The following is a 19128-nucleotide window of genomic DNA, read 5'->3' on the forward strand; positions in this document are numbered from 1 at the left end:
GCGCCGCGGGAGCGCATCTTGAATCGCCTGTCTAAAAACGCCCGGACGGCGTGGAGAGCGCGTGCTTGACGAGCGCTCTCAAAAAGCGCTCCCGGAGCCCGCGCGGATAATCTAGCGACAATCGAGCGAGAGCGCGCCGGGCGCCTTCCGTGGGCTCGTGGTCAAGAAGGCCGGCCAGCGCGGCGCGCGCCAGCTTCCATTTCGAATTTGAAACGCTCTCGATCCATTTGAACGCCGGCAAGAGCCTCTGCTCTTCCGCCGTGAGATCGGATCCGAACGGGAAAGCAGGAAAGAAGCCTTGGTCTCTGGCTGGCTTCAAGGCTTCCTCGATTCGCTCGGGAAGGTTGCGCCTGAACGGCGCCGGAACTTCGAAACGCCTCTCGATCTTTCTTGCGGCCTTGGCCTCCCTTACGACGCCATCCTGAAAGCGGGAATCACTGAGCGCGCTCATCGCGGCGATGCAATCGCGATCGGTTCGGCCGCGCAAATCGGCGACGCCATATTCGGTGACGACGATATCGCGCAATTGACGAGGAATGGTCGTCTGACCGTAGCGCCAGACGATGCTCGAGACCAGGCGCCCGCCAATATGGCGCGTCGCCGGCAAGGCTATGAGGGAGCGGGCGCCGTCGAGGGCGAAAGCCTGCGCCACAAAGTCGTACTGGCCGCCGACCCCGCTCACCACGCGTCCGTCGTCCAAGGTATCGGAAACGACAGCCCCAAGCGCGGTCGCCATCATTGCCGTATTTATGAAACGCGCATGGACGCGGTCCCGCCGCTTTCGCTCTCCATCTCCTTGCGCCTGGTTGACGAAGGAAACAGCCGCCATCCGGAAGCGGCCGCGTTCGGCGTCCGGCATTTCCCTGAGCGCCCGATAGAATGGGGTCGAACCGAGGAAAAAGGCGGAGTGAAGAAGGGCGCCGTCTTCGACCGGGCGCGCGAGAACGCCGGCGCGATATAGATCCAGAAAGCCTTCCACGAACATTTCGCTCGCCGCATAGAGGCCTTCGGAGAATGGCCCAAGCGCGGGCCTTATCCTCGGAGCCAGGCGCTCCCCTGCTCCTTCGGTCCCGGCGTCGAGGCGATCCAGCGCCGCTCGAAAGACAGCATTATGCTGATGGCGCAGACAAAGACTGTATGCGACGGCGTCCCCGATCGAGCCAATGCCGATCTGAAGCGTCCCGGCGTCCGGGATAAGCGCGGCGCATCGAAGCCCTATCGCATATTCGGCGTCCGACACGGGGAGGCGCGGCGCGTCGAATAAGGGGAAATCGTAAGCCTCGGCGTCCAAAAGATGATCGAAGGCGGCTGCTGGAAGAGCGGCTTCGCCTCCCATGAAAGGGAGCTCGCTATTGACCTGCCCCACGATGACCGCCCGCTGTCCTCGCCTGCGCTTCTGTTGCATTTTCGAAAGCACGTCTAGCGTGACGTCGGGGTTGCATGAAAGGCTCAGGACGGCGTCCGCGCCAGCGCCCCTTTTCGCCACAAGCTGCGCGATAACGTTAAGCCCGCAATCCAATAGATGGTCAGCCGCCTGCGTGTAGTTGACGGACACGTAGTTTTGTTGAGCGAGCGGCGCGTCAAGCCAGTTTCCGGCTTGCAGAAAGAACTCGTTCACTTCGATATTTGGCGGGAGGGCGTTCTCTCGAACGGCGTCCGCATAGCTCAACCGGGGATAGCCGGAGTACAGGCGCGCATTTAGAGGTTCGAGCAGGCGCCGCTCCAAGTCGGTCTTCCAGCGCTTGGGTTCAAGCGTGAGTCCGGTGAAGATCCGCAGGCGGATGCCGGGATCAGCCGCGGCGCGCGCGTAAAGCTCGTTGGCGACGTGATTGGCCTTGCCCAATCCGAGCGGCAGGCCGAGCACGATGTCCTTGCCAACCTGCTGCAATATTCGGTCGACGAGCGCACGGACATTGTCGTGATATAGGGTCAAACGGGTGCGCCCAGAGCCGCCCAACCCTCGTCCGGCGTGAATCGAGGGCCGTGCTTTTGCGACAATCCTTGCAACGCGGCGACAACGGCCTCGACGCCCCGCGTTTTGGCGTAGCGCAGGGGCCCGCCTCGGAAGGGCGCAAACCCGGTTGCGAAGATCATGGCTGCGTCGACGAGATCCTGGTCGGTTGCGACTCCTTTTCGAAGGCATTCGACGCAAGCGTTCACAAGAGGCAAAATGAGCCGGTCGATTATGGCGTCGTCGGGCTCTGGCGCGACGTCGCGCTTCTTCGGCCTTCCGGCCGAATATTCGTAAAGGCCTTTGCCGGATTTAAGCCCGAGCTCGCCTCTTCTCACCTTGTCGCGCAACCAGGCGGGGGCCTCGGGCAGGAAGCCGACGGACTGTCTCAGCTTGTCGGCGACCTCGAGGCAAATATCCAGGCCGACGCGGTCGGCGACCTCGGCCGGCCCCATGGGCATGCCGAAACGCAAGGCCGCTTCATCGATGGTCTCAGCCTCGGCGCCTTCGTCCAACATGACCAGCGCCTCGAGGAGATAGGGCGTGAGCGCGCGGTTGACGAGAAAGCCCGGCGCGCTTGTCACCGGCGCCGCGAGACGATCGATTCGTCCGCAGAAAGAGCGCGCTCTAGCGAGCGCGTCGTCGCCCGAGCGATCGTGACGGACGAGCTCGACCAGTTCGAGCCTGGCGACCGGATTGAAGAAATGCAGGCCGACAAAGCGCTCCGGCCGCTGGAGCCCCTCGCGCAGCTCCTCAAGAGGAATGCTGGACGTGTTCGTCGCCAACACGGCGTCGCGCCGCATGCGGGGCTCTATGGCCCGAAACACTTCACGCTTGACGCCGAGCTCCTCGGGCACGGCCTCGATGACGATATCGGCGCGGTCGACGCCACGACCCTCGAAGTCGAAGACGAGACGATCAAGCGCGTCGCGTCTTTCGGCGGGGGCGTCGAGTTGGCGCGAGAAAAGGTCGCCCGCTCGCCTGGCGACCTTGGCGAGAGCCGTATGATCCGGATCGGAAATCGAAACTTCCAACCCCTTGAGCGCGCACCATGCGGCGATATCGCCGCCCATGACGCCGGCTCCGACGATGTGCGCGTAACGCAGATCAAGGCTGCTCGCCGCAAGCTTCTTCAATTTCTCGCGCAGGAAGAAAACGCGGATGAGGTTTTGCGCGGTGTCGCCGACGAGGAGATCGGCAAAGGATTCGCGCTCTTTTTGGAACAGATCCGCCCCTCCGCCGTGGCGCTCCCAAAGCTCGATGAGCGCGTAAGGCGCCGGATAGTGCTCCTGCCGCGCTTTCTCGCGGCTTTTGGCGCGCATCTTTTCGGCGGCGAATTTTCGGACCGGCGCCAAGGAAAGCGCGCGCGCTCTCCATCCTTTTCCGGACCGTTTGATTTTGCCCGCGACCGCCGCGCGCGCCGCCGCCATCGCATGACGCTCCTCCGTGACGAGGTCGACAAGGCCGAGCGATTTCGCTTTCAAAGCGGAGATCGATCTGCCCGTCAGCATCATCGTCATGGCTTCCAGGGGATCGATCAATTGGGTGAGGCGCGCCGCGCCGCCAAGGCCTGGATGAAGACCGAGCTTGATTTCGGGAAATCCGAACGATGCGCCGCTCAGCGCGATTCGATCGTCGCAGGCGAGCGCGAGCTCCAGCCCGCCGCCGAGGCAAAACCCATGGATCACGGCGACAGTCGGAAAAGCGAGGGCGTCCAGCCTGTCGACGACAGCTTGCGCCCGATGGAGACGGACCTTCAATTCCTGCGCGTCCCGCAATCCGCTAAAATCGGCGATGTCGGCGCCCGCGATGAAGCCGGAAGGCTTGGCGGAGCGCAGGACAAGACCCTTGGGCGCCTCGGCCTCGAGCTGGCCGAGACATTCGTCCAGTTCGGACAGGACAGCCTCGGACAGCGTGTTTACGCTCTCCCCGGCGCGGTCCAGGATTAGCCAGGCGACGTCGGCCGCGTCCCGCTTCAGCAGCCAGTTCGCGCTTTTCCAGGACGGATCGACCCTCGGCCCCATCTCCAATTCTCGCCCTCGAAGAGCGGACCAGACCTTGCCAGCCATCAGGCTCCTCCATCTCAAGCCGCTTCGAGCAACATGACTCCGCCCTGTCCGCCGCCGATGCACTCCGTCGCGATCCCGCGTCTGAGGCTGAGGCGCTTCAGCGCTTTGGCGAGGTGCAGCGTGATGCGATTGCCGCTGGCGCCGACGGGGTGACCGAGACTGACGGCCCCGCCATCGACATTGAGACGATCGGGCTCGATCCGGCCGAAGGCCGTTTTGAGGCCCAGCGCGTCCTTGCAGTAGCTCTCGTCTTCCCATGCCGCGAGGCAGGCGAGAATCTGCGCCGCGAACGCCTCATTAATCTCCCAGAGATCGACATCGTCGCGTGCGAGACCGTTGCGCGCGAGAAGCGAGGTCGCGCAGAGAGTCGGAGCCAGTCCCATGATCGAGGGATCGAGCGCCGACCATTCGGAATCGAGGATGCGCGCCAGCGGATCCAGCCTATGCTCGGCGACCGCGGCCTCGGAGGCGAGGATCACCCAGGAGGCGCCGTCCGTGATCTGCGAGCTGTTGCCGGGAGTGACCTTTCCATAGGGCTTCTCAAAAGCCGGCGAAAGCGCGGCCAGCTTCTCCGCCGAGGTGTCGGGACGCACGCCGTCATCCTTTTCGTAAAGCTTCCCGTCCTTGTCCGCCATCGGGACGACCTCTCCCATGAGAAGGCCCGTCTCCTGGGCATGCGCCAGGCGCATATGGCTCGTTACCGCATAATGATCCGCGTCCTGGCGCGAGATGGCGAACAGATGCGCGAGAACCTCGGCTGTCTGCCCCATATTCAAACCCACGATCGGATCGGTCAGCCCTCGCTCCAGCCCAATGACGGGCTTCATAAAGCGTGGCCGCAGCTCGCTGAGCCGCCTGGCCTTCTCCCAGATGGTTTTCGCCGTCGAGAATCGGCCGAACCAATCGACGGCCTCCCGCCGCAGGACGAGCGGCGAGTGAGAGAGGGCCTCGCTTCCTCCGGCAAGAATGACGTCGGCCGCGCCGTCTTGGATGTAGCGATAGGCCGTGTCGATCGATTGCATGCCGGAGCCGCAATTGATCTGCACCGTGAACGCGACCATTTCCTCGCCGAGGCCAAGCCGCAGCGCGGCGACGCGGGCCGGGTTCACCTCGTCGGCGATCACGTTGACGCAGCCGAGGATGACCTGATCGATGGCCGCCGCCACGGCCGGGTGGCGCAGTAGCAACGGCCGGCCGCATTGCACCGCGAGATCGACGGGCGTGAACGGCCCCGGCTTGCCGCGCGCCTTGATGAAGGGCGTGCGCGCGCCATCGACGATGAAGACAGGCCGCTTCATGGCGTTCTTGCGCCCGAAGCGCTGTGCCGCCTCCGCCATTGCGTTTCATCCTCTTCTGCGCGCAAAGTCAGCTCGCGAGGATCGAAGTCATCGACCGCGATCACGTTGGAAACCGCGACATCGGTAACGCGCAGCCGCTCGGCCTCGCTTGCGCCGATCACGCCTCGTCGCCGACCCTCCTCGATCGAGTCGATATTCGCCTCGCGCAGCCTCCGGCGCAGCGGCGCCGTTTCGACGGTGAGGTCGAAGGCCCGCTCCAGTTGCGCGACGGCGTCATTGCCGCATCCGCGGAAAACGTCGGCCGTGAGCCGATCGCGCGCCTCGCCCGGCTGCATCAGGACCGCCGCACAGCGCCGCGCCAGTTCGTCCGACGGTCCGATTCCCCTCTGGCCGAATGGCTGGATGATCAGCCCCGCCGCTAGCGCGACGGCCCGATTCGGAAAATTGGCGAGCGTTTCCGCGAAAAGCGTTTCGATCCGGCGGAGCCCCGCCGCGACGCAATAATCGACGAGCGGCTCGTCCGATTCGTTCCTGCCTTCGTCTTCGAAGCGTTTGAGCGCGGCCGAAAGAAAATAAAGCTCGGATAGAACGTCTCCCAATCGCGCCGATATCATCTCCTTCCGTTTGAGTTGGCCGCCCAGCGTGACCAGCGCCAAATCGGCAATTAGCGCGAAAGCGGCCGCGTAGCGCGACAGTTGCTTGTAATGGCGGGCCATGGCGCCCGCTGGCGGCGCCGGGCCGATAAGGCCGCCGCCCCAATTTCGAACAAAAGCGCGGCCCAGATTGACGAAGAAATGACCGGCGTGGCGCCACAGCGCGCGGTCGAACCGTTCAATCCCGTCGTTCGGATCGGCCAGCGCGCGCATTTGCTCGAGAAGATAAGGATGGCAACGAATGGCGCCCTGCCCGAAGACGATCAGGCAGCGCGTCAACAGGTTTGCGCCTTCGACGGTGATGGCGATGGGCGTGGCGCGGTGGAAATTGCCGAGATAATTGCGAGGTCCGTCCATGACCGCTTTTCCGCCATGGAGATCCATCGCCTCCTCCACCGCTTCGCGCATGCGCTCGGTGGCGTCGGCCTTCATGATCGCCGAGATGACGGCCGGCTTATAGCCCTGATCCAAAGCGGCGCAGGTCAAACGCCGCGCCGCGTCGATCCGATAGGTCGTCGCGGCCAGATGGCCGAGGCGATCCTGCACGCCGTCGAGGCCGCCAATGGGAATGCCGAATTGTTCCCGGACCCGCGCATAAGCGCCGGTCGAACGCGCGCTGAACGCCGTGGCGGCGCCCGCCAAGGCTGGCAGAGAGATTCCCCGCCCGGCGGCGAGCGCGCTCATCGTCATCCTCCAGCCGGAGCCGATTCGCTCTCTTCCGCCAATGATCCAGTCAAGCGGCGCGAATACGTCGCGTCCGCAATTCGGGCCATTCTGGAACGCTTGAGACGCGGGCAAGTGGCGTCGGCCGATTTCCACGCCCGGGGCGTCGGCCGGCACAAGCGCGAGAGTAATGCCGAGGTCTTCCTCGCCGCCCAGCAACCGGTCTGGATCGTAAGCCTTGAAGGCGAGTCCAAGCAGGGTGGCTACAGGGCCAAGCGTGATGTAGCGTTTGCACCAGTTAAGCCGCATGCCGAGCGCAGGCGCGCCGTTATGGTCGCCATGACATACGACTCCGCTGTCTATCATCGAGGCGGCGTCCGAGCCTGCTTCCGGACTGGTGAGGCAGAAGCACGGAATATCGCGCCCGTCGGCCAATCGGGGAAGCCAGTGGGCTTTTTGCTGGTCGGTCCCGAACTGGACGAGCAACTCTCCCGGCCCAAGCGAATTGGGCACCATGACAGTGACGGCGGCGGTCACGCTGCGGGTGCTGATCTTGCGGATCACCTGTGAATGCGCATAGGCTGAAAAGCCCAAACCGCCATATTCGGGCGGGAGGATCATTCCGAAAAATTTATGCCGTTTCAGGAAGTCCCAGACGCCGGCCGGCAGGTCGCGCCATTCGAACTGGATCTTCCATTCATCGAGCATCCCGCACAGTTCCTCCACGGGGCCGAGGAGGAAGGCCTGTTCGGCAGGGCTCAAGCGCGCCGGCGGCGTGTCAAGAAGCTTTTTCCAATCCGGATTGCCGGTGAAAAGCTCCGCATCCCACCATACGTCGCCCGCCTCGATCGCCTCGCGCTCGGTAGCGGACATTTTTGGCAGAGCGCCACGGGCCCATCTGTAAATGGGCTCGGAGAGGAGTTTCCGCCTGACATGTCCCAAGCTCAAGCGTTTCGCTCCTATCAGGTTGCAACGCCCCTATTCGAGCCCCGACGGCTTATTCCGCCCCGAGCGCGGCCGCCACGACGCCGGGCGTTCGAGTCGTCGAAGAATTAGGGCGACCACCAGGAAGCCGCCATGCAAAGGGAGCGCATTCCCCGACCTCGGTCTTTACGATCGCCGATAATGGCGCGAGGCCCAGATTTTCCTTCGAGCGCAAGCGCGAGCCTGCAAGGAAGCGTTCGCTCGTCTATCGCCGGCGCCGGAAGCGATCATGCGTCAGATCTCGCGCGAGCAGGTCCGATCGCTTATGCGCGGGAACGCTGCGGACGCGGCGTTGAAGCGCAAGGGAGCGCCGAGACGGCCCCGGAGGATCTCTTTCAAGATACGCGAACAAAACCGTTGCTCGCGCGTTTTCCCGCCAAGGCAGGAGACACAAAGGTGGCTGAGCCGACGGAACTATCCTTTGAGCTTCATGAAGTGACCGCCGCGCTACTGACGAGCGCAGGCATTACCTCCGGAAAGTGGGCGCTTTCCTTTGAGTTCGCGGTCTCCACGGGACCTGTGGGGCCACCCGAAAACTCAAAGCCTGGCACAATGACGCGGATAAACCGGGTTCAGCTCAAAAAGGCGACGGACGACACCGCCTTGGATCCTTCGATCGTGGACGCCTCAATGCTAAAGGCGGTCGGCGGACTTGCGTCAATCTAGAGCCGTTTCCATTTATATTGACGCATCTCCTGCGGCCTTGGCGCAGTTGGCGATTGCGTCTGCGACGGCGATCGCGCGGCGGTTTTCGGAGCGGGATCTTCAGCCTCGCGAAGACCTGTTCGATGGGATCGAGATCGGGCGAGTATTTGACCGTCGTCCAAGAACGTTCCGATCCACGCGCCCGCGGGGCGCAACCGCCCAGCCAGGCAACCGTGTCGTCCTCAATCATGTTTCGATCCACGCGCCCGCGAAGGGCACGACGTCCGTCATGGCGTCACCTTTTGGCTCCGTATTCGCGTTTCTATCCGTCGGGCCAGCCGAGTTCGGCGAAACGCTCCGACCTCCAGTCTCGCAAAAACGCAAGAAAGGCCGCGAGTCCTTCATCGTTCACGCCCGCGAGCAATTCCTCGTGATGCGCGACGAACTTCGCGTGTTCCTCCGCCGTGCGCTTGCCTTCGCCCGCCGTCACGCCAAGCGCATAGGATGTCTTGTCCCAAAGTGAATTGGACGCAATCGCGACTGTGCGTTTGACGGGCTGCGGCACGAGCATCGGTCGCGGCGACAGCTTCTTGCCATCCGCGATTCTCAGGTCGGAAAGATGCGCGATGCGCCCATTGGCGTCGAGCGATATGACGAAGCCGACTTTCTCGGTCGAATAGCCGAGCGCCGGCGCATTCGGCAGCCGCTCATAAGCCTGGACCAGCGAAGCGAGGATGCTCATCGGCGGATCTCCGGCGAACCCGGCGGCGGCACGCGCATTACGCCGTCCTCCAGCCGCGCGTTGAAGAACATGGACGGCCGCCCGGGCGCGGCGTGGTCGATGTCCCAAAGCATCAGGCCGAGGTCGCGCGGTGTTCCGAAGCCCTGAGACGCCGTCTTGGCGCTCGGCGCAGGCGCGGGCGCATCGGCGGGCAGAAGCTCGAATTGCGCGACGAATTCCCGCGTGCCGAGGCAGGGCTGGTGAAAGCACTGGCCACGCGCCGCGCGGCGGTTGAACATGTCGAGATGTTTGCCGACGCTGTCTTCCGCGCCCGCCCGCGCCGTCATGTCGAAATGCGCCTCGATCACATAAGCGGGCTTCACCAGCACGGTGGCGGCGCGCTGCTGGCGATCCTCGTCGACATGAAGATGCAACCCTTCGATGGAGCCGCGCTTCATCGCGCTCGCGATCTTGCCGGCGGGCGCCTTGGAGCCGACCTCGTTGCGGCGGATCGACGCGAAGCGGATCGGCTCCAGCACATGGATTGCGTCGATCACCCAGCGGATCGCCGGCTTCCAATGGATGGCCTCGAGAACGCCGCGCGCGGCGGAAGGGGTGATCACATCGTACGCGATCAATCTGTCGACCGGCTGCGCAGCGAGAGCCATCGCCTCCCTTGCGCCCGCCGTCGCGTGATCGACCGGGTCGCCGCCCTCGAGCCGCTTTTGAAATTCCGGCGTGTATTTGCCCAGATCGTGAAGCAGGCTGGCAAGTTTCGCTGCGCGGCCGGCGCCGAATTTCTCGGCGTTCCGGCTGGCGCGATCCGCCGTCGAGCGAAGGTGTTCGGCAAGCTGTTGCCATTCCGATTTGGGCCGATCCGGGAGCGAATGAGCAAAATAATCCATCTGGGCAATTTTCCCTGCCAAATGAATGCTATGGGTAGATATTGGAGCCATTGGGCTGGATCAGGAGACAAAGCCCGCCGCCGTCTGTGAGCTTGTATGCCTTCCCGTCGGGCTTGGCGTTTCTGATTTCGAAGTTTGTCAGGCGCATCGGGGGTATCGCAAGTGGCAAATTCGCCGCGTGACCCCGAACCTACCCCAAATTGATGCGCTGTAACGGTTCGCCATGTTCCGCCATGACCAACGGATAGCGCCTAACTAGCTGATTTTGCGTTCTTTATGAGGATCTATGAGGCGCCATGAGAAGAGGTGCTGGTGCCGCAAGAGGGATTCGAACCCCCGACCCCATCATTACGAATGATGTGCTCTACCAGCTGAGCTATTGCGGCTTTGCGCGGTTGTTGCGGCGCGGGTTTCTCTTATCGGCGCGCGGCGGGTTTTTCAAGCGGCTTGGGGTCAAGTTTTTGCCGCGCCCGCCAAATCGCCGTTGCGCCGCTCGCCGCGCGTCAGCGCTTGCCGCCCTTGGCGTCGGCGGGGAGCTCGGCGAGCGCCTGCTGGCGCAGCTTCTCGATCTCGAGGCGCGTCTTCTTGGCCTCGGCCCGCGCGACCTTCGCCGCGCGGCGCACCGGCAGGTGGCCCAGCCAGGAGGAGACGCCGCCCGCGAGAACGCCGATCGCCATCGACGCCAGGACGACGAGAAACATCGGCGCCTCGACATAAGGCGCGGACGCGTCATTTGCGGCGAAGGGATCGAGCCCGATCCTCACCGCGCCGCGATTCGCCATCGAAAAAAACAGGATGATCAGCGCCAGCGGAACGAAGACGATGATGCGCAGGACGGACTTCATGACCTCTTCCCTATGGTCGGCGGCGCGCCGGATGGGTTCGACAGCGCGTCGGCCGCGGGAGCCCGGCGTCATGTCTCCGCCGCGCTCGCAGCGAGCGCGGCCATTCGGCGTGTCAGCCCTGGTAATTCTCGTTCAGACGCTCGCGCATCTCCTTGCCCGTCTTGAAGAAGGGCACGCACTTCTCCTGCACGGACACCTGCGCGCCCGTGCGCGGATTGCGGCCCGTGCGGGCGTCGCGCTTCTTGACGGAGAAGGCGCCGAAACCACGAAGCTCGACCCGGTCGCCGCGCGCGAGCGCCGACGTGATCTCGTCGAGAATCGTACTTACGATCGTCTCGACGTCGCGTTGATAGAGATGCCCGTTGCGGCGCGCAATTCGCTGAATAAGTTCTGATTTGATCATGATCCAACCTGCATGGTGCGTGCTGTCGAAAATGCCGCTCTTGGCCGGCTCAACGCACGTCGAAACCCTGCCAAATCGCCAATAGACCGTCAAGACTTGCGCGCCTTTCAGCCGTCGCCGCCCCCTCCAATGCGCCGGCGGCCGTCTCGAGGCCGATCAGCCGCGCCGCGATGGCGGCGCTTTCGACGAGGCCCAGGCTCTCAATGCCCGATTTCTTCTTCCAGTCCCTGACAGGAAGATCCTTGGCGATTTTCTTGTTCGCCTCGAGCCAGGCGACCGCCTCGCGCTCGCCGCCAATGAGGTCGACGAGCTTCAGGGGAAGTCCCATATGCGCGGTGAAGACGCGGCCGTCCGCGACTTTCGCGAGTTCGGCGTCGTCGAGACCCCGGCGTTCCTTCACGAGATTCTTGAACCAGCCATAGGAATCCGCCACCAGGCTGGCGATCGCCGCCTTGGCCGCGTCGCTCGTGGGTTCGAATCCGTTGGGCGAGGCCTTGAGCGGCGAGGATTTGATCTCCTCGACCTTCACGCCGACCGAATCGAGCAGCTTGTGGAAATTCGGATATTGGAAAAGCACGCCAATCGAGCCGACGAGCGAATTATTCTCCGCGACGATCGTGTCGGCGGCGAGCGCGGCGATATAGGCGCCCGAGGCCGCGAGCGTCCCGACGACGGCGATGACCGGCTTCTTCTCGTTGACGCGCCGCAGCTCGTCATAGAGCTTCTCCGCGCCGGTCGTCGTGCCGCCGGGGCTGTCGATCGCCAGCAGCACGGCCTTGGCCTGCTTCGATTCGCCGATCTTCTTGACGAGGTCGATCGTATCCTTGTCGCCCGTGATGAGGCCCTGCAGCGAGAGGCGGGCGACATGCGGGGTGAGCTTGTCGGGCGAATCGGCGCCGGAGATGCGCGAAACCGCGATCAGCCCGGCGACGCCCAGGGCGGCGATGGCGGCCATGCGCCACCAGCCGAGCTTGCGCCGCAGGCGGCGGCGATCGAGAAGGTAATCCGTTGTCGCCGGCATGAACTGTCCTTCGAGAAGCTTTGTTTTGGCGCTGTAGGTAAGCTGAGTTCGCCGGTTTGAAAAGCGCCCCGGCCGCGTTCGCGCCGATCAATCGCGCCCGGTCGCGTCCCGCAGCCAGGCGGCGTAGCCGGGGTCGGCCGCGGCGACGTCGATGCGCAGGATTTCGGGCGTCTCATAGCTGTGGAGACGCCGCACCAGAGCGGCGAGCGCCGCATAATCCTCGGTGCGGCACTTCATTTCCAGCCGGAATTCCGCCTCCTCGCAATATTCGCCCTTCCAGGCGTAATGGCTGCAAATAAGCGAAATCTGGACGCAGGCGGCGAGCTTCTCGGCGAGGGCGGCCCGCGCGAGGGCGGTCGCCTTCTCCTTCTTGTCGATCGTGGTGACGAGAATCGAGACGCCGCTCACCCAGCCCTCCCGGATCGCAGCCCGCCCTATCCGCCGACCACGGTGGTGAAGACCTGCCCGCCGCGCGCCAGCGTGATCTTCCAGTAATAGGAGCGGCTCGACGTCGCCTTTTCCAGATCGCGAGTCGAATCGATTTTCTGGTCGTTGACCGCGATCACAATGTCGCCCCGCTGCAAATTGAGCTGCTGGGCGAAGGAGCCCTCCTCAATCTCAAAGACCACGACGCCGTTGGTCGCGCCCTGCACCGGCATTTCCTCGACGACGGCGGGCGAGATGTTGATGACGGTGGCGCCGGCGAAGGGCGATTGGCCTTTAAGCTTCACGGCGTCGCGCGGGGGATTCTCCGGCGCCGGGGTCAGGCGGATCTGGGTGACGATCTTTTTGCCGCCGCGCAGCACGCCGAGCGTGGCCTGCCCGCCGAGCGGCTTGGTGCCGAGGCGATAGCCCACCGACTCCGGGTCGTCGGCCGTCTGGCCGTCGACCGAGACGATCACGTCGCCGCGTTTGAGGCCCGCATCGGCGGCCGGTCCCTTGGGATCGATGTCGGCGAGCAGCGCGCCGGTCGGGCGATCGAGCCCCAAGCCTTCGGCGATCTCCTGCGAAATGTTCTGCAGCGTCGCGCCGAGCCAGGGGCGCTTGACCATCTTGCCGCCGCCCTTGGCCGCGGCGAGCACGCTCTTGACCATATTGACGGGAATGGCGAAGCCGATGCCGACCGAACCGCCGGACTTGGAAAAGATCGCGGAATTGATGCCGACGACGCGGGCGTTCATGTCGACGAGGGGGCCGCCCGAATTGCCGGGATTGATGGCGGCGTCGGTCTGGATGAAGAAGCCGTAGTCGGAAATGCCGACATGGGTGCGCGCCAGCGCCGAGACGATGCCCTGGGTCACCGTCTGGCCGACGCCGAACGGGTTGCCGATGGCGAGCGTGAGGTCGCCGACTTCGAGCGCGTCCGAATCGCCGAGCTCCATGGTCGGGAAGTTCGAGCCCTCCGTAAGCTTCAAGACCGCCAGATCGGTGCGCGGATCGCGCAGCAATATCCTGGCGGGGATCTCGCGCTTGTCGGCGAGCGCCACCTTCACGTCCGTCATGCCTTCGATGACGTGATTATTGGTGACGACGAGGCCCGCCGGATCGACGATGACGCCGGAGCCGAGCGACTGCGCCGTATTGGGCCGGCCGGGCATGCCCCCGCCCTCGCCGAAGAAACGGCGGAAGATCGGGTCGTCGAGGAAGGGATTGGCCGGCATGCGCTCGACGCGCGAGGCGAAGACGTTGACGACCGCCGGCTGCGCCTTCTTGACGACGGGCGCGAAGGAATAGGCGATTTCCGCCCGGCTTTTCGGGACGGCGGGGCCGTCGAGCGTCGAGACCTGGGCCAGAGCCGGCGACGCCATGCGCTCGGGAGAGGCGGCGGAAAGGCCGGCCGCGCAGGCAAGGGCTGCGAAAAAGAAGTACCGCAAGGTCAGGCGCATCGGCCGCTCCAGAATGAATCGCATGGTCGCGAATATAGGGGCGAAAGCCGACCGATGCGAGACGGCCCCGCTTACCCGCCAGGGGCCATCAGGTGAACCTCGCCCTCATGCCGAGGAGCCGCCGCCGGGCTCGGTAAGTCCCCTCCCCGCCCTCGCGCCTTCGGCGGCTCCTTAAAATGAGGAAACCATCGCCTGATCGCCCTGGCTTACCCGCGCGGGCGGCCGACCGGGCCGAGATGAGTCGATGAGAAAGCCGCGCCATATTTCAGGCCGAAGCCAAGCGCGCGATCGAAGCCGATATGGGCGAGATGGATGGCGGCGAGCTGCAGTAGGAGGGGCTGCCCGAGCGCCGCGCCGAGCGCGCCATAGGCGAGCGGGCCGATCGTCGTATGGGCGGCGTTATATATGACGGCTCCCGTCGCCGGCCCGGCGAGATAGGCGAGAAGCGACAGATCGGGGAGGAGAAACAGAAGCGCGAACCGGCCCCAATCCCCGCTGGCGGTCGCATAAAAGAAAAGGGCGGCCGCCATGAGCGCCGCCCCCTCGAGTCTCAACAGAAGTCTCGGCCAGCCGGAAACGAAGCCCGAAGCCGCGCCGATCGCCTGCATATCGCTTACGCCGCCTCTTCGTCCTCGCCCGGGACCGGGCCCGAGTCCTGGCCGCGCGCGTCGACGTCGCGGTCGACGAATTCAATCACGGCGAGCGGCGCGTTGTCGCCATAACGGAAGCCCGCCTTCAGCACGCGGGTATAGCCGCCATTGCGGTCCTTGTAGCGCGGGCCGAGCACGTCGAAGAGCTTGCCCACGAGCTTGACGTCCTTGATCTGCGCGATGGCCTGGCGGCGGGCGTGCAGATCGCCGCGCTTGCCGAGCGTGACGAGCTTCTCGACGACCGGACGCAGATCCTTCGCCTTGGGCAGGGTGGTGACGATCTGCTCATGCTTGATCAGCGCCTGCGCCATATTGGCGAACATGGCCTTGCGGTGCTCATGGGTGCGGCCGAAACGGCGCTTCTTGTGACCGTGATACATGTGGCTCTCCGTTGGTTATGCGGCCGCCGTGCCAAGGAACGGCCGTCTCTTATCCCCCTCGCCCCGTTCACGGGGAGAGGGCCGGGGTGAGGGGCAAAGCGGCGCTAAACCCCTCGCCCCTCACCCTAACCCTCTCCCCGCAAGCGGGGAGAGGGAATAATCTCATTGCGGCGCTCCGTCGCCTATGCGCCCACCACGCCAAGGAACGGCCGTCCTTATGGGCGAAAAGCGAATGGCGACTAGCGAATAGAGAAACTCCTATTCGCTATTCGCCGCTCCCTATCCGCTCAATAATGCTCCTCGAACCGCTTCGCCAGATCGTCGATATTCTCCGGCGGCCAGCCGGGGACTTCCATGCCCAGATGCAGGCCCATCTGCGCCAGCACTTCCTTGATCTCGTTCAAGGACTTGCGGCCGAAATTCGGGGTGCGGAGCATTTCCGCCTCCGATTTCTGGATGAGGTCGCCGATATAGACGATATTGTCGTTCTTCAGGCAGTTCGCCGAACGCACCGACAGCTCCAGCTCGTCGACCTTCTTGAGCAGCGCCGGATTGAAGGCGAGCTGCGGGATCGACGGGGCGGCCTCTTCGCGGCGCGGCTCCTCGAAATTGACGAAGACGTTGAGCTGGTCCTGCAGAATGCGCGCGGCGAAGGCGAGCGCGTCCTCGGGCGTGATGGCGCCGTTGGTCTCGATGGTCAGCGTCAGCTTGTCATAGTCGAGCACCTGGCCCTCGCGGGTGTTCTCGACGCGATAGCTGACCTTCTTGACCGGCGAGTAGAGGCTGTCGATCGGGATAAGACCGATCGGGGCGTCCTCGGCGCGGTTGCGGTCGGCCGGGACATAGCCCTTGCCGGTCGAAACCGTGAATTCGATGCGGATCTCGGCGCCCTCGTCGAGCGTGCAGATCACGAGGTCGGGGTTGAGGATCTGAACGTCGCCCGTCGCCTGGATGTCGCCGGCGGTGACGGCGCCGGGGCCCGTCTTCTTGAGCGTCAGGCGCTTCACGCCCTCGCCCTGATATTTGATGGCGATGTCCTTGATGTTGAGGACGATGTCGGTCACGTCCTCGCGCACGCCCGGGATCGACGAGAATTCATGCAGAACGCCGTCGATATGGATCGAGGTGATCGCCGCGCCCTGCAGCGACGAAAGAAGAATGCGGCGCAGGGAATTGCCGAGCGTCTGGCCGAAGCCCCGCTCCAGCGGCTCGGCGACGGCCGTCGCCACGCGGCGCGGATCGTCGCCCGGGGTCACGTCGAGCTTGTTCGGCTTGATGAGTTCCTGCCAGTTCTTCTGGATGCTCACTGGGACGCCTTTCCTTGAAGCTCCTGAACGCGGCCCGGCGGGGAGAAGACGGACCGCGCGCGAAATATGCTCGGATGAAAGCAGCGGGCTTTTCGAGCGGCTCCTCAAAAGCTGATGAAGCCTTTTGACAGACCGCCCCGGCCATATCTGGGGCGGTTCATGCCTGTCGCGCGGCGCGCGCGGCCGGAAGGCGCTCTCCACGCCCCGGCGTCAGACGCGACGGCGCTTGCGCGGGCGGCACCCATTATGCGGGATCGGCGTCACGTCGCGGATGGAGGTGACGGTGAAGCCCGCCGCCTGCAACGCGCGCAGCGCCGATTCGCGGCCCGAGCCGGGACCGGAAACCTCGACCTCGAGCGTGCGGACGCCATGCTCGCCAGCCTTGCGGGCCGCGTCCTCGGCGGCCATCTGCGCGGCGTAGGGGGTCGACTTGCGCGAGCCCTTGAAGCCCATCGAGCCCGCCGACGACCAGGAGACGGTGTTGCCCTGCGCGTCGGTGATGGTGATCATGGTGTTGTTGAACGTCGAATTGACGTGCGCGACGCCGGAGACGATGTTCTTGCGCTCGCGACGGCGAACGCGGGTGGTGTCCTTGGCCATCTATTCCTTGCCTTTCGATATCGACGCCGCCGTAACGCCAGCGGCTCCACCTGAGGGGCAGTCGGCAGATCGGCAGTCGGCAATCGGCTCGCCCGACTACCGAAGCCCGACTGCCGAAGCCCGGGAATTATTTCTTCTTGCCGGCGATCGGCTTCGCCTTGCCCTTGCGGGTGCGGGCGTTGGTGTGCGTGCGCTGGCCGCGAACCGGAAGCTGGCGGCGATGGCGCAGGCCGCGATAGCAGCCGAGGTCCATCAGGCGCTTGATGTTGATCGCGACCTCGCGGCGCAGATCGCCTTCCACGAGATAGTCCCGGTCGATGGCCTCGCGGATCTGCAGAACTTCGGCGTCGGTGAGCTGGGCCACGCGGCGCTCGGCCGGGATATTGACCTTCTCGCAGATCTCTTCCGCCTTTTTGGGCCCGATGCCGTGAATATACTGAAGCGCGATGACGACGCGCTTATTGGTGGGGATATTGACGCCTGCAATACGAGCCACGATTCTCTCCATTTCGGGCGGCGGCCCGAGGACCTGCCGGAGGATGACGGCCCCGCGTCCGGTGGAGCCCGGCCCTTGCGGGGTTTCGATTTGGGTTTTCCGAAGACGCAAAAACGGAAGCCCTCCGAAGAGAACTTCCTGGAATTTCGTCGGAAATGAGCGGATAACCAGCGATTGCGCGCGAGTCAAGGAAAATGCGCAGGGGAGAAGATATTTCTTCCCTGCCCGCGCGGCTCAGGCGCTGCGACGCAACATATCAGAACCGAATTTGCGCCGCGCGTCCAGACCCAGTCCGAGGCCCACGGCGCCGAATTTGTCGCCGTCGATGATTTTGGCGCCGGGCGTCGCGCCCGTGACCGCCGCGCGCACCGCCGGGATCGCCGTGGAGCCGCCGGTCAGGAAAACGGCGCCGATGCGGTCTCCCGACAGGCCCGAGGCCGCGAGCGTCTCCGTCAGCGTCCGCGTCAAGGAGCCAAGCTGGTCGGCGATCGCGTCGTTCAGCGTCTTCGGGTCCGCTTCCGCCGCAAATCCGCGCTCGACCTCGGAAAGGTCGATGACGGCGGACGCCGCCTCCGAAAGCTCGATCTTCGCCTGTTCGACCGCGAGCGCGATCGAATGGCCGCGCCGCGTCTCGATGACCTCGGCGAGACGCGCGATCTTCTCCGGGGCCAGGGCGTAGCGCTGCAATTCCTCGATGTCGCGCGCGACCTTCGGCGCATAGAGCAGATTGATCCGGTGCCAGGTGGCGAGATCGACATAGAAACCGTTGGGAACGAGGATCGCCTTGTCGCTGAACGGCATGCGCATCTCGGTCCCCAGACCCAGATGGGGCATGACCGTTTTCAGGCTGAAGAGCCGGTCGATATCCGTGCCGCCAATATGCACGCCTTTGTTGGCGAGGACGTCGGACGCCCGGTCCGCGCGGAATCTGCCCTCCGGCGAGACGCGCACGATCGAGAAGTCCGAGGTGCCGCCGCCAATATCCGCGATGAGCGCATATTGCTCGGCGCGAACCGTCTGCTCATAGGCGAGCGCGGCGGCGATCGGCTCGTATTGAAAGGCGATCTCCCGAAAACCCTGCGCCCGCGCGATCTCCTCCAGCGCGTCCTGCGCGCGGCGGTCGGCGGCAAGATCGTCGTCGACGAAATAAACCGGACGGCCGAGCACGACTCGCCTGACGTCGGTTTCCGCCGCGGCGTCGGCCTCTCGTTTCAATCGGCCGACGATCAGGCCGATAATGTCCTTGAACGTATAGGTCTTGGTCCTGATGCGCGTCGTCTCGTCCATGAGCGACGCGCCAAGGACGGATTTGAGGCTGCGCATCAGCCGGCCTTCGACCCCGTCGACATAGGCCCGGATCGCCGCGCGGCCGAAGACCGGCGCGCCGGTCGAGAAGTCGAAGAAGATCGAGCTTGGAAGCGTGCGGGAGGCGCCTTCCAATGCGATCAATTCGATATCTCCCGCGCCTTGGAGCGCGACCGTCGAGTTGGACGTGCCGAAATCGAGGCCGCAAAAGGACTTTGCTTCCATCTGGGCGTTCTCTGACGTCGGAAGAGTGGAAAAGAAACGGCCCGGCGAAGCCGGGTCCAGACTGCTGAAAGTGGGCCTGACGCCCCTCGTGCTTCGCGACGCCCGCTTTGCGGGCTCCTCA

At 64.5% G+C, this 19128-nt stretch carries 18 protein-coding genes and 1 tRNA gene; 1 reads left to right on the forward strand and 18 read right to left on the reverse strand.

The window, feature by feature from the left end; all coding sequences use genetic code 11:
- Positions 1-31: 31 nt before the first annotated feature.
- Genes ACV7JP_RS03640 through ACV7JP_RS03655 form a run of 4 tightly spaced genes read right to left on the reverse strand, consistent with a single transcriptional unit; the run spans position 32 to position 7576 of the window.
- Positions 32-1933, reverse strand: a complete 1902-nt coding sequence (locus ACV7JP_RS03640) for an acetyl-CoA hydrolase/transferase C-terminal domain-containing protein (RefSeq protein ID WP_457797898.1) — start codon at positions 1931-1933, stop codon at positions 32-34.
- Positions 1930-4020 (reverse strand): 3-hydroxyacyl-CoA dehydrogenase NAD-binding domain-containing protein, encoded by a 2091-nt coding sequence (locus ACV7JP_RS03645; RefSeq protein ID WP_457797899.1) that lies wholly within the window; start codon positions 4018-4020, stop codon positions 1930-1932. The genes ACV7JP_RS03640 and ACV7JP_RS03645 overlap by 4 nt, the downstream gene beginning before the upstream one ends.
- A 14-nt stretch (positions 4021-4034) precedes the next feature.
- Positions 4035-5318 carry an acetyl-CoA C-acetyltransferase gene (locus ACV7JP_RS03650; protein ID WP_457799024.1) on the reverse strand — a complete coding sequence of 428 codons (1284 nt, stop codon included), beginning with the start codon at positions 5316-5318 and terminating at the stop codon, positions 4035-4037.
- Positions 5315-7576, reverse strand: a complete 2262-nt coding sequence (locus ACV7JP_RS03655) for an acyl-CoA dehydrogenase (RefSeq protein ID WP_457799025.1) — start codon at positions 7574-7576, stop codon at positions 5315-5317. Before ACV7JP_RS03655 ends, ACV7JP_RS03650 begins: the two co-directional genes overlap by 4 nt.
- 438 nt (positions 7577-8014) lie before the next feature.
- On the opposite strand from ACV7JP_RS03655, the gene ACV7JP_RS03660 reads away from it, so the two are divergent.
- Positions 8015-8284 (forward strand): hypothetical protein, encoded by a 270-nt coding sequence (locus ACV7JP_RS03660; protein ID WP_457797900.1) that lies wholly within the window; start codon positions 8015-8017, stop codon positions 8282-8284.
- 301 nt (positions 8285-8585) lie between these two features.
- On the opposite strand, the gene ACV7JP_RS03665 is transcribed toward ACV7JP_RS03660, so the two are convergent.
- The 14 genes from ACV7JP_RS03665 to ACV7JP_RS03730 form a co-directional block, all read right to left on the reverse strand.
- Positions 8586-9005: a type I-C CRISPR-associated protein Cas8c/Csd1 gene (locus tag ACV7JP_RS03665; RefSeq protein ID WP_457797901.1), complete on the reverse strand. Its 420-nt coding sequence runs from the start codon at positions 9003-9005 to the stop codon at positions 8586-8588.
- Positions 9002-9889 (reverse strand): type I-C CRISPR-associated protein Cas5c, encoded by an 888-nt coding sequence (gene cas5c, locus ACV7JP_RS03670; RefSeq protein WP_457797902.1) that lies wholly within the window; start codon positions 9887-9889, stop codon positions 9002-9004. The genes ACV7JP_RS03665 and cas5c overlap by 4 nt, the downstream gene beginning before the upstream one ends.
- Before the next feature lie 310 nt (positions 9890-10199).
- Positions 10200-10275: transfer RNA gene (locus ACV7JP_RS03675), tRNA-Thr, on the reverse strand.
- A gap of 117 nt (positions 10276-10392) precedes the next feature.
- Positions 10393-10734, reverse strand: a complete 342-nt coding sequence (locus ACV7JP_RS03680) for a LapA family protein (protein WP_457797903.1) — start codon at positions 10732-10734, stop codon at positions 10393-10395.
- A 112-nt stretch (positions 10735-10846) separates the two neighbouring features.
- Positions 10847-11137, reverse strand: a complete 291-nt coding sequence (gene ihfB, locus ACV7JP_RS03685; RefSeq protein WP_457799026.1) for an integration host factor subunit beta — start codon at positions 11135-11137, stop codon at positions 10847-10849.
- A gap of 49 nt (positions 11138-11186) precedes the next feature.
- Positions 11187-12158 carry a signal peptide peptidase SppA gene (gene sppA, locus ACV7JP_RS03690; RefSeq protein ID WP_457797904.1) on the reverse strand — a complete coding sequence of 324 codons (972 nt, stop codon included), beginning with the start codon at positions 12156-12158 and terminating at the stop codon, positions 11187-11189.
- 87 nt (positions 12159-12245) lie between these two features.
- Positions 12246-12566 carry a divalent-cation tolerance protein CutA gene (cutA, locus tag ACV7JP_RS03695; protein ID WP_457797905.1) on the reverse strand — a complete coding sequence of 107 codons (321 nt, stop codon included), beginning with the start codon at positions 12564-12566 and terminating at the stop codon, positions 12246-12248.
- 26 nt (positions 12567-12592) lie between these two features.
- Complete coding sequence (locus tag ACV7JP_RS03700) at positions 12593-14044, reverse strand: DegQ family serine endoprotease (protein ID WP_457797906.1); 1452 nt, start codon at positions 14042-14044, stop codon at positions 12593-12595.
- A gap of 206 nt (positions 14045-14250) precedes the next feature.
- Entirely contained in the window at positions 14251-14652 is a 402-nt protein-coding gene (locus tag ACV7JP_RS03705) for a DUF4260 family protein (protein ID WP_457797907.1), read from the reverse strand.
- A 5-nt stretch (positions 14653-14657) separates the two neighbouring features.
- Positions 14658-15074: a 50S ribosomal protein L17 gene (gene rplQ / locus ACV7JP_RS03710; RefSeq protein ID WP_457797908.1), complete on the reverse strand. Its 417-nt coding sequence runs from the start codon at positions 15072-15074 to the stop codon at positions 14658-14660.
- 287 nt (positions 15075-15361) lie between these two features.
- Positions 15362-16381 (reverse strand): DNA-directed RNA polymerase subunit alpha, encoded by a 1020-nt coding sequence (locus ACV7JP_RS03715; RefSeq protein WP_457797909.1) that lies wholly within the window; start codon positions 16379-16381, stop codon positions 15362-15364.
- Between the two features lie 210 nt (positions 16382-16591).
- Positions 16592-16981: a 30S ribosomal protein S11 gene (rpsK, locus tag ACV7JP_RS03720; protein WP_014890740.1), complete on the reverse strand. Its 390-nt coding sequence runs from the start codon at positions 16979-16981 to the stop codon at positions 16592-16594.
- Positions 16982-17108: 127 nt separating this feature from the next.
- Complete coding sequence (gene rpsM / locus ACV7JP_RS03725) at positions 17109-17477, reverse strand: 30S ribosomal protein S13 (RefSeq protein WP_457797910.1); 369 nt, start codon at positions 17475-17477, stop codon at positions 17109-17111.
- Positions 17478-17711: 234 nt separating this feature from the next.
- Positions 17712-19007: an Hsp70 family protein gene (locus ACV7JP_RS03730; RefSeq protein WP_457797911.1), complete on the reverse strand. Its 1296-nt coding sequence runs from the start codon at positions 19005-19007 to the stop codon at positions 17712-17714.
- Positions 19008-19128 lie beyond the last annotated feature (121 nt).

Source organism: Methylocystis sp. S23 (assembly GCF_054106005.1).

Bases quoted from the DNA above. Each gene is read 5' to 3' on its own strand.
- ACV7JP_RS03730 (WP_457797911.1), bottom strand. From the start codon at position 19,007: ATGGAAGCAAAGTCCTTTTGCGGCCTCGATTTCGGCACGTCCAACTCG.
- cas5c (WP_457797902.1), bottom strand. From the start codon at position 9,889: ATGGATTATTTTGCTCATTCGCTCCCGGATCGGCCCAAATCGGAATGG.
- ACV7JP_RS03700 (WP_457797906.1), bottom strand. From the start codon at position 14,044: ATGCGCCTGACCTTGCGGTACTTCTTTTTCGCAGCCCTTGCCTGCGCG.
- rplQ (WP_457797908.1), bottom strand. From the start codon at position 15,074: ATGTATCACGGTCACAAGAAGCGCCGTTTCGGCCGCACCCATGAGCAC.
- ACV7JP_RS03650 (WP_457799024.1), bottom strand. From the start codon at position 5,318: ATGAAGCGGCCTGTCTTCATCGTCGATGGCGCGCGCACGCCCTTCATC.
- ACV7JP_RS03680 (WP_457797903.1), bottom strand. From the start codon at position 10,734: ATGAAGTCCGTCCTGCGCATCATCGTCTTCGTTCCGCTGGCGCTGATC.
- ACV7JP_RS03645 (WP_457797899.1), bottom strand. From the start codon at position 4,020: ATGGCTGGCAAGGTCTGGTCCGCTCTTCGAGGGCGAGAATTGGAGATG.
- ACV7JP_RS03665 (WP_457797901.1), bottom strand. From the start codon at position 9,005: ATGAGCATCCTCGCTTCGCTGGTCCAGGCTTATGAGCGGCTGCCGAAT.
- ACV7JP_RS03705 (WP_457797907.1), bottom strand. From the start codon at position 14,652: ATGCAGGCGATCGGCGCGGCTTCGGGCTTCGTTTCCGGCTGGCCGAGA.
- ihfB (WP_457799026.1), bottom strand. From the start codon at position 11,137: ATGATCAAATCAGAACTTATTCAGCGAATTGCGCGCCGCAACGGGCAT.
- sppA (WP_457797904.1), bottom strand. From the start codon at position 12,158: ATGCCGGCGACAACGGATTACCTTCTCGATCGCCGCCGCCTGCGGCGC.
- rpsK (WP_014890740.1), bottom strand. From the start codon at position 16,981: ATGGCCAAGGACACCACCCGCGTTCGCCGTCGCGAGCGCAAGAACATC.